7 protein-coding genes and 1 pseudogene are annotated in these 7,526 nt (G+C 68.1%); all 8 read left to right on the forward strand.

The window, feature by feature from the left end:
* Nucleotides 1–175: 175 nt before the first annotated feature.
* Nucleotides 176–1,288, forward strand: coding sequence for a site-specific integrase (locus ABL57_RS18275; protein ID WP_053005145.1), 1,113 nt, complete (start codon nt 176–178; stop codon nt 1,286–1,288).
* Nucleotides 1,285–1,632: a helix-turn-helix transcriptional regulator gene (locus tag ABL57_RS18280; protein WP_047804896.1), complete on the forward strand. Its 348-nt coding sequence runs from the start codon at nt 1,285–1,287 to the stop codon at nt 1,630–1,632. Before ABL57_RS18275 ends, ABL57_RS18280 begins: the two co-directional genes overlap by 4 nt.
* Entirely contained in the window at nt 1,625–3,181 is a 1,557-nt protein-coding gene (locus tag ABL57_RS18285) for a hypothetical protein (protein ID WP_047804897.1), read from the forward strand. Before ABL57_RS18280 ends, ABL57_RS18285 begins: the two co-directional genes overlap by 8 nt.
* 246 nt (nt 3,182–3,427) lie before the next feature.
* Nucleotides 3,428–4,564 (forward strand): tyrosine-type recombinase/integrase, encoded by a 1,137-nt coding sequence (locus ABL57_RS18290; RefSeq protein WP_082157560.1) that lies wholly within the window; start codon nt 3,428–3,430, stop codon nt 4,562–4,564.
* Nucleotides 4,565–4,567: 3 nt separating this feature from the next.
* Nucleotides 4,568–4,900 (forward strand): helix-turn-helix domain-containing protein, encoded by a 333-nt coding sequence (locus tag ABL57_RS18295; RefSeq protein WP_047804898.1) that lies wholly within the window; start codon nt 4,568–4,570, stop codon nt 4,898–4,900.
* A gap of 519 nt (nt 4,901–5,419) precedes the next feature.
* Nucleotides 5,420–5,719: pseudogene (locus tag ABL57_RS18305) on the forward strand (transposase); the annotation flags it as partial.
* 233 nt (nt 5,720–5,952) lie between these two features.
* Complete coding sequence (locus ABL57_RS18310) at nt 5,953–7,032, forward strand: IS110 family transposase (RefSeq protein WP_047804921.1); 1,080 nt, start codon at nt 5,953–5,955, stop codon at nt 7,030–7,032.
* A gap of 58 nt (nt 7,033–7,090) precedes the next feature.
* A partial coding sequence (locus tag ABL57_RS18315) for an IS3 family transposase (protein ID WP_047804922.1) occupies nt 7,091–7,526 on the forward strand: 436 nt, incomplete at its 3' end.

The raw sequence follows: 7,526 nt of genomic DNA on the forward strand, positions 1-7,526 counted from the left end.
GACCAGGGCTTACCCTGCTTGATCGCCGCAGGGTGACGTGCCGTGCGTGACGCGAATGGCGCCTGTCCCCACCATGCCCGTTCGGCTTCTGGCCTGGACTTTTTCGACGATGATTGCGGTACACGCAATCTGTGTGCGACTATCGCAAGCATCTTCTGACACCCAAGGACGACTCATGGGCCACGACGGCGAGAACGTGCGGTTCGTTCCCTTCGGTGGGCAAGCCCCCGATCCGGACGTCTTCCTGGCCAGTGTCTTGGATGGGTGGGGTGCTCAGCAGCGGGCGAAGGACTTTGCGCCGGCCACGATTCGCACCCGGCGCAGCGTCGTGATGAACCTGGAGGACTTCTCGGGGCGCTATCCATGGGAGTGGACGATGTCAGACGCTGACGACTTCTTCTCCCACGCCCGTGCGGTGCGTAACCTCTCCCACGGGACCGTGCGCTCCTACCAGGGGGCGATCAAGCTGTTCTGCGACTACGCCTGCGATCCGCACTACGACTGGTGCGAGCAGGCCGCGAGGTCGTTCGGGCAGGTCTTCGCCCAGGTCGTGACCGAGCTCAACCGTCTCACTCACGCCCAGCCCACCGAGGCGCGCCCGGCCAAACGTCCTTTCACCCAGGCCGAGCTGCAGGAGTTGTTCGATCTGGCCGATCTGGAGGTCGAGCGGATCCTGATCTCCGGGCGCAAGGGTGCGGTGGCCGCCTGGCGGGACGCGATCGCGTTCAAGACGGCCTACAGCTGGGGGCTGCGCTCCAACGAACTGCGGCACCTGCAGGTCGTGGACTTCTCGTCCAACAACCGGGCGCCCTATCTCGGCGGCCACGGCGTGCTGCGCGTGCGCTGGGGGAAATCCCACCGCGGCTCGGCGAAGAAGGTCCGCTCCGTGTTGACCGTCTGGCCCTGGTCAGCGGAAATGATCCAGGACTGGATCCGCAACGGGCTGCCCCGCTACGGGCACCCGGTGAGCGATCTCTTCCCCACCAGCACCGGGGCGATCGTGGGCGAATCCCACCTGCTCGGGCGGCTGCGAGGCTTCATCGATGAGCTCGGTTTCCCGTCCGGTCTCGATCTGCATTCCTTCCGTCGTTCCTACGCGACGCAGCTGATCACCGGGGCGGGCTTCGACGTCACCTTCGTCCAACTCCAGCTGGGCCACGAGCACGCCGCGACGACCTCGATCTACTCCCTGCCCTCCCCCGACTACCAGCGACTGGCCCTGGAACGGGCCCACGACCGCACCATCGAGGCAGCCCTCGGGCTGCCCGCACCCAGGAGAGCCCCATGAGCACACGCGAGATCACCTACACGTGGCGGGTCCGCGAGATCATGGCACGCCGCGGCGTGCACACCGCCAAGGACCTCGCCGAGCTGCTGCACGAGCGTGGCATCACCCTCACCGCCAATGCCGTGTGGCGCATCGTGACCCAGCAGCCGGAGCGGATCTCCTTCAAGGTCCTCGTCGCCCTCTGCGACGCCCTCGAGGTCACGCCCAACGACCTGATCACCTACACGGCCACCGACGCCAAGACCGTCCGGCAACACCGTGCGGGGACCGGTGAAGACCTCCCCGACCTTCGCCACTACCGCCCCGTGCGCGCCCGGATCATCGACGACGACGACGATGACTGACCCCTGGCGCCCGGCCACCGACGGCAACGGATCCGCCCGGCCGCCCACGCTCACCGGCCTCCCCACCCCGAACAAACGCGGCCGACCCCGCTCGACCGGGCCCCACGCCTGCGACCGCTGCCACCAGCAGGTCGCCAAGATCCGCCTCCACTGGCCCGACGGAGCCATCTGCGGGGCCTGCTTCACCGAAGCTACCCACACCTACGGAATCTGCCCGCACTGCCGGGAACACCGCATGCTCCCGGGCCGCTCCACCGAACGAGAGCCCATCTGCCGTGACTGCGCCGGCATCACCACCGCCCTGACCTGCACCCGCTGCCTTCGCGAAGCCGAGAGATTCCGGGCCGGGCGCTGCATCCGCTGCGCCCTCGCCGACGACCTCACCACCGTGCTCGCCCCCGGCAACGACCTCCGCCTGCACCGGCTCATCAAAGTGCTCACCGGTTCCCAACGGCCCGAGAGCGTCTACACCTACATGCGCCCAGGCACCCGGGCCAGGACCCTGCTGGAAGCCATCGGTGCCCGCGAGCTGGCGCTCACCCACGAAGCCTTCGACCGTCTCCCCCGCTCGAACGCAACCGAACACCTCCGGGCTCTGCTCGTCCACCACCGCATGATGGACGCCCGCGGCAACGAGACCCTCGCACGCTTCGAACACTGGCTCACCACCAGGATCGCCGGCCTCCCCGACGACGGCACCGCCCACCTCATCGAACGCTTCGCCACCGAGCACCACCTCCAGCGCATCCGCGCCCAGGCGGCCGAGCCCGACACCGATCTCCAGGCCAGCACCCATACGGCCAAACAAGAGATCACCGAAGCCGGGAAGTTCCTCGTCTGGCTCCGGGCACACCACCACGTCACCGCGGATGAACTGCGGCAACTCCACATCGACGACTACCTCAGCGAGGGCCCCAGCACCCGCAAGCACATCCGCGCCTTCATCCGCTGGCTCAACCACGACCAGGACCGCCGCACCGGGGCACTTCAGGTGCCCTTCCGCAACGCCCACTCCACGCCCATGATCACCCAGACGCAGCGCCTCGAGCTCCTCCGGAACTGCCTTGAACACCGCCAGGTCACCAGCTCCACCCGCCTGGCCGGGCTGATCCTGCTGCTGTGGGCCCATCCCCTGAACAAGATCGTCCTGCTCCGCAGGGAACACCTCACGGCCACCCCGGACGGCATGCTCCTCACCCTCGGGACCACCCCGACAGCCATTCCCGAAGCGCTCACCGAGGTGTTCTGGCAGCACCTGCAGGACCCCGGGCACCAGAACACCATCAATACCGGCACGACGTGGCTGTTCCCCGGCACCCGAGCCGGCCGGCACCTGCACCCGAACACCCTCTCCGGCAGGCTCAAAGTCCTCGGCATCGACGCCCAACGCGCCCGCAACGCCACCCTGCGCGACCTCACCCAAGAAGTCGACGCACGAACCCTGATCGACCTCCTCGGCTACGGCCCCGGCGTCATCGCCCAGCACGCCGCCCGATCAGCCACACCCATGTCCGACTACATCGACCTGAAGCACCACCAGCCCCAGTGACCTGCGATCACCGAAGAAACGGATAACGCGATTTCCCATCAGAGGCCGTCATGTTGCCGGAAAGTGCGAATACGCCAGCGTGGACGACTCCCCCGTCATCGGGCCACTGTGATGTGTCTTTGGAGACGGGGGCGGTCCCGACGGAAGCCTCGAGCTGGAGAAGACGAGCGGTGAACGGCCCTCTGACTTGGAGTTTCGGTGGACGATTGACCGGGTTTCGCGTTTCATGCGAGACTTTCGCGTATTATGCGAGACGATCCGCGGGGTCCGGCCGGTGCTGTGCCGGGTGTGCTGCGCTCCGGGACGGGTGTGCTCCACGAGGCCGAGACGGTGTGGGTCGCGATGTTGGATGGCTGGGCGGCTCAGCAGTTCGCGCGGAATCTTTCCCCTGGCACGGTCGAGGCGCGGCGGTCGACGGTGCTGCGGTTTCGTCAGTTCGCCGACTGCTATCCGTGGGAGTGGACGGCGGGGATTGTGGACGAGTTTTTCCTGGAGCTGCGGGCCCTCAAGGGCGCGGCCCGTTCGACGGTTCTGGGCTATCAGAACGCGCTGCGGATGTTCTTGGAGTACCTGACGGATCCGGCCTACGGGTGGGCTGAGCAGTGCTGGGACCGCTTCGGTGACCACCCCGCGCAGGTCTTCCACGAGTGGAACACCGCCCGGCATGCCCAGGACACGGTCGGGTCCCCGGGCAAGCGCCCCTACACCCGGGATGAGCTCGAGGACCTCTTCGACTGCGCCGACGAGCGGGTGCTGCGCATCCGTCGGGCCGGGGCCAAGGGCTGGATTCCGGCGTTCCGCACGGCGACGATCATGAAGGTCGCCTACGCCTGGGGGCTGCGCCGCAATGAGGTGCGCAGCCTGGATCTGGTCGACTTCGCCACCAATCCGCAGGCGAGGCAGTTCGGCGGGGCCGGGATCGTCTACGTCCGCCATGGCAAGGCCATGCGCGGGTCCCCGCCCAAGCGCCGGGCCGTGCTGACCGTGCCGGAGTTCGGCTGGGCGGTTGACTGCGTGGCGCAGTGGAGGCAGGACGTCCGTCCCCTCTACGCCCCGGCCGGGTCGACGGGCATGTGGCCCAGTGAGCGTGGCCGGGCTGCGATCACGGCGGATTCGCTGAGCCGGGCGTTCACCGAGGTCAGGCGCGAGGCCGGCTTGGACGAGGATCTGGACTTCCACTCGTTGCGCCGCTCCTACGTCACCCATCTGGTGGAGATCGGCTATGACGCGTTCTTCATCCAGCAGCAGGTCGGCCACGCCCACGCCTCGACGACCTCCATCTACACCGGCCTGTCCCCCGACTACCGGGCCCGGGTCGTGGACCGGGCCATCGCACGTATGGCCGCGGCGGCGACGAGCACTGGCACTGACAAGGAGTCCTGAACGATGAAGCGGCACGTGGAGTACACCTGGCGGCTACGAGAGATCATGGCCGCGCGCGGGATGAACAACCTCTCCGAACTGATCCCCCACCTGCAGGACCGCGGGGTGAGTCTGTCGGCCTCCCAGATCTACCGGCTGATCGGGTCCACGCCCGAGCGGATGAACCTGACTTTGCTGGCGGCGTTGCTCGATGCCCTGGACTGCACCTTCGAAGAACTCTGCCCCACCACCGTCGTCGCCACCGAGACCCGCCACCGCCTGACCGGCACCGAGGCGGGCATCGCGAAGAAGGACGCCATCCGCCCGATCCGGGCCCGGATCCACCGACCCGAATGAGCAGGCCCGCCCACGGCGGTGGCTGCGTTCGCTGCCACCGCACCGGGGTCAGGATCGTCATCATCTGGCCCGAGGGGCGGATCTGCCGGCGCTGCTACGAACGCGCCACCCGCATCCACGGCACCTGCCCCGGCTGCGCCCAGCACCGGCTGTTACCCGGCCTCCTGGACGGCACCCCGGCCTGCACCGACTGCACCGGGATCCCGAGCAACTTCCGCTGCACCCGGTGCGGGCGCGAGGACGAACCCGTGCGCACCGGACTCTGCGCGCACTGCTGCCTCGCCGATGACCTCACCACCGTGCTCGATGACGGCACCGGGACCATCGCCGCACCGCTACGGCCCTTGTTCACCGCCCTGACCTGCCAGAAGAACGCACGCAGCGCCCGGATCTGGCTCACCGTCAACCCACAGGCCGAACAGCTGTTGCGGGACATCGCCCAGGGACATGTCCCCCTGACGCACGAGACCTTCCGTAACCACCCGTCAGTGGGGTTAGCCTCCTTTCGTGGACACCAGGATGGCGGGATTGTTGCCTGCCAGGGAGGATGCCCGCGTGGGACAGAGGAAGAAGTACACCCCGGAGTACCGCCTCGAGGCGGCCAGGCTGGTGATCGACACCGGGCGCTCGATCGCCGAGGTCGCTCGGGAGCTGGGGGTCGGGGAGCAGCTGCTGGGCCGGTGGGTGAGAGCTGAGCGGGAACGCACCGGCGCTACCGGGGCGCAGGAGCCGTTGACGGCCGATGAGCGGGCCGAGTTGGACCGGCTGCGCCGCGAGGTGAGCGAGCTGAAGCTGGACAACGAGTTCCTGGGAAAAGCAGCAGCCTTCTTCGCGTCAATGTCATCGTAGGAAGTGCCGGCGGGGTTGGCTCGTTTATTCGCTGCCCTCGATCCTGGTGGGCTTGTCCGCGATGTGCCGCCCCGCCGGTCCGGCCGGGCGAGGTCCGGGTGTGGCCTGATAGGAGCGTGCGCTGTTCGGCGTCCGATTGAGGCGTGCCCGCCGGGGGCTCGTCCGGCCTTTCGATCAGGCACGAGGAGCACACGGAGGTAGCCATGGTCACCGTCGTGGGTATCGACACCCACAAGAACACCCACACCCTGGTCGCCGTGGACGGGCTCGGGCGAAGACTCCAGGAGCTCACCGTCGAGGCCCGGCCCAGCGGCCACGAGAAGGTCCTGGCATGGTTGAGCTCCCAGGGCGCGGTGAAGGTAGCGGTGGAGGACTGCCGACATCTCTCCCGCGCTTTGGAGGTCGACTTGCTGCTGGCCGGCCACCAGGTCGTGCGGGTGCACACCCGGTTGATGGCCGGCATGCGCCGCGGGGCCAGGGAACGCGGCAAGTCCGACCCGATCGACGCTGAGGCCGTCGCCCGCGTCGCACTGCGCGAGGACGAGCTGCCGACCGCGGTGCTGGCCGGCTCGGAACGCGATCTGAAGCTGCTGGCCGACCACCGTCGGTCCATGGTCGCCCGGCGCTCGGCCCTGCAGTCGAAACTGCGGTGGTTCCTGCACGAGATTGATCCGGCCATCGAGGTTCCTTCCCGGGCTTTGCGCCGTTACTGCGTCCTGGACTCCCTGCAAGAGCAGCTGGCCGGCAGGGACGGGGTGGTCGTCGAGATCGCCGGGGACATGATCGCCGAGATCGTCAGCCTGACCCGGCGGATCAACGAGCTCGAGGCGCGGCTGGGGCGGCTGGTGCGCACCGAGTACCCGCACCTGTTGGCCGTGGACGGTCTCGGGGTGCTGGGCGCGGCGACGATTGTCGGGGAGACTGCCGGGGCGGCGCGCTTCCACTCCAAGGACGCCTTCGCCCGGTTCAACGGCACCGCCCCGATCCCGGTGTGGTCCGGCAACCACGAGCGTTGGCCTTCTGCGCGTGCATCAACTCGTACGATCAACACTGCCCTGCACATGGCCGCGGTGACTCAGCAGAGGCTGGGCTACGAAGGAGCGGACTACGTGGCCAAGCAATTGGCCCGCGGCAAGACCCACACCGAAGCAATGCGACTGCTACGACGGAGGATCACGGACCGAGTCTTCGCCGCTCTGCGCGCCGATGAGAAGGCCAAGGAGTCACCAATCGACCTCAGGCATCGCCCTGGTCCGGAACCAGTTCTCGAGGTTGCGGCTTGACATAGGAGCATCGGGAACTCGACCCCCGCAATCGTTGATCGCCGGGTTCATCGACCAGATGAGGTCCGAAGGCTACGCGGTCGAGTCGGTCTGCGCGGTTCTGCGCGAGCAGGGCGTGCCGATCGCCGCGAGAACCTACCGCTCCTGGAAGCAACCGGGCCGGCGGATCGCCGCGCGCACGGTCAGCGACACGACGGTCATGGATGCTCTACTGGCGACTGTGGGCACCCCGGAGGGCCTCTACGGCCGGCGGAAGATGACCGCGTACCTGCACCGGTGTGGGCTGGCGGTGGCTCACTGCACGGTGGGTCGACTGATGCGCTCCCTCGGGCTGGCCGGGGTGGTGCGCGGCAAGCGGGTGCGCACCACGATCCCGGCCAAGGATGGGACGCGGGCGTCGGACCTGCTCAACCGCGACTTCACCGCCGCGGCCCCGAACACCGTGTGGGTCGCCGACTTCACGTACGTGCGCACGTGGGCCGGATTCGTCTACG

This window comes from Kocuria sp. SM24M-10, assembly GCF_001027955.1.
Classification (GTDB): domain Bacteria; phylum Actinomycetota; class Actinomycetes; order Actinomycetales; family Micrococcaceae; genus Kocuria; species Kocuria oceani.